Origin of the sequence: Variovorax rhizosphaerae (assembly GCF_037889975.1) — a bacterium.
GTDB classification, from domain to species: Bacteria; Pseudomonadota; Gammaproteobacteria; order Burkholderiales; family Burkholderiaceae_C; genus Variovorax; species Variovorax rhizosphaerae.
On the sequence record NZ_JBBKZT010000108.1, the window covers coordinates 1 to 1,261 of the forward strand.

General features: G+C 61.9%; 1 protein-coding gene and 1 pseudogene. Both read left to right on the plus strand.

The genetic code is table 11. The features are described from left to right. Nucleotides 1-715: 715 nt before the first annotated feature. A complete protein-coding gene (locus WKW82_RS40530; protein WP_340348850.1) occupies nucleotides 716-1,093 on the plus strand; it encodes a hypothetical protein in 378 nt (125 codons plus the stop codon). 27 nt (nucleotides 1,094-1,120) lie between these two features. Further along, nucleotides 1,121-1,261 (plus strand): annotated as a pseudogene (locus tag WKW82_RS40535) (non-homologous end joining protein Ku); the annotation flags it as partial.

The window sequence follows — 1,261 nt, forward strand, 5'->3', positions numbered from 1 at the left end:
GTTGTCGTTTGCGTTTGGCTTCACCCATCGGGTGAGTCTGCCAAATCAGCCTAACTCCCCGCCAGTGCTGGATTCCCGCACTATCGGACGGGGGTAACTGCCGTTTTTAGGTTGAACGGATCGAAGTCCTGGACCAAGTGGGGAAGCGGCACGTCGTGTTGCGGTATGGCGCACGCGAGGCGACCAGCACCACATCCCTCGAGCCCTCCAAGGACGAGGTCTCTTTTGCGGAATACAGGCTGTCCACCGGGAAAGTCGTCGACAGAACGGGACCAGAGACGTTCCAAAGCGCAGACGGGCGGTTGGAACTCAAGGTCAAGTAGCGCAACACCACAGGTGCAGTCCGATAGGGCGTTGCCGCGAGGCATTGGCGCTCCTTCTGCGTGTCCGGTGCCCGCGATGGCGGGATGCAGCGTCGCCCACCCGGAACTGCCTGTTTCGCCGCGGGTGGTGAGCGCAGATAGGGTGCTTATCTGACGTCGATTCCGAGCGAACAGGATCAAGATGAATGAATGCTTAAGGCACTGGTGCTCCTTCTTGGTCCGATGACCACGACAGGGCTGGTGCTTGCCTTTGGCTGGCCGATGATTCCGTTGATCGTTGCCCTGTGTGCGGCGACATTGAGGTCGAGCGAAGAAGGGTCCGATGGGCTGCAGTGGCCTCCAGCAGCGGCTTTGCCTGCCGCGTCACATGCGAAGAGTTCATTCGCTCAGTGATGAACCGCACGCCCTTGCGCCGATTGGCTCTCCATGTCGAGGAGCCGAGACGTGGCGCATTCCAATGGATCTTGAGCGAGGTCGACGAGGCTGCCACGCTCGTCGAAGTGGAGCGCGCGAAGTCTCGGGCGAAGACCTATCGCGAAGCCATGGCTGACGGATTGCGCGCGCTACAGGCGATGGTGGATGACCTCGATATCGGTCCGCGATCGCAGCAAGAGCTCGAAGAAGCGCCGTCCGCGCGTGCAGCGCCAGCGCGCGCAGCGCATCGCGAGGACGACTCGCCGAGCGAGCCTGCTGCCGCTACGCGTACCGCGCATTCCAAGCCCGAGCCCAGACACAAAGCCACGGCTTTCGGGTTCGGACTGCCCTCCTGATCCCTATCACGCGAAGGAAATCCAACAATGGCCACGGGCAGCAGAACTCTCTGGAAAGGCGCCATCACATTTGGCCTCGTGCATATCCCGGTCGGGCTGCACACGGCCGCGATCGAGGAGGGCGTGGACTTCGACTGGCTGGACAAACGCAGCATGGATCCCGTGGGC

Bases quoted from the DNA above. Each gene is read 5' to 3' on its own strand.
- WKW82_RS40530 (WP_340348850.1), top strand. From the start codon at position 716: ATGAACCGCACGCCCTTGCGCCGATTGGCTCTCCATGTCGAGGAGCCG.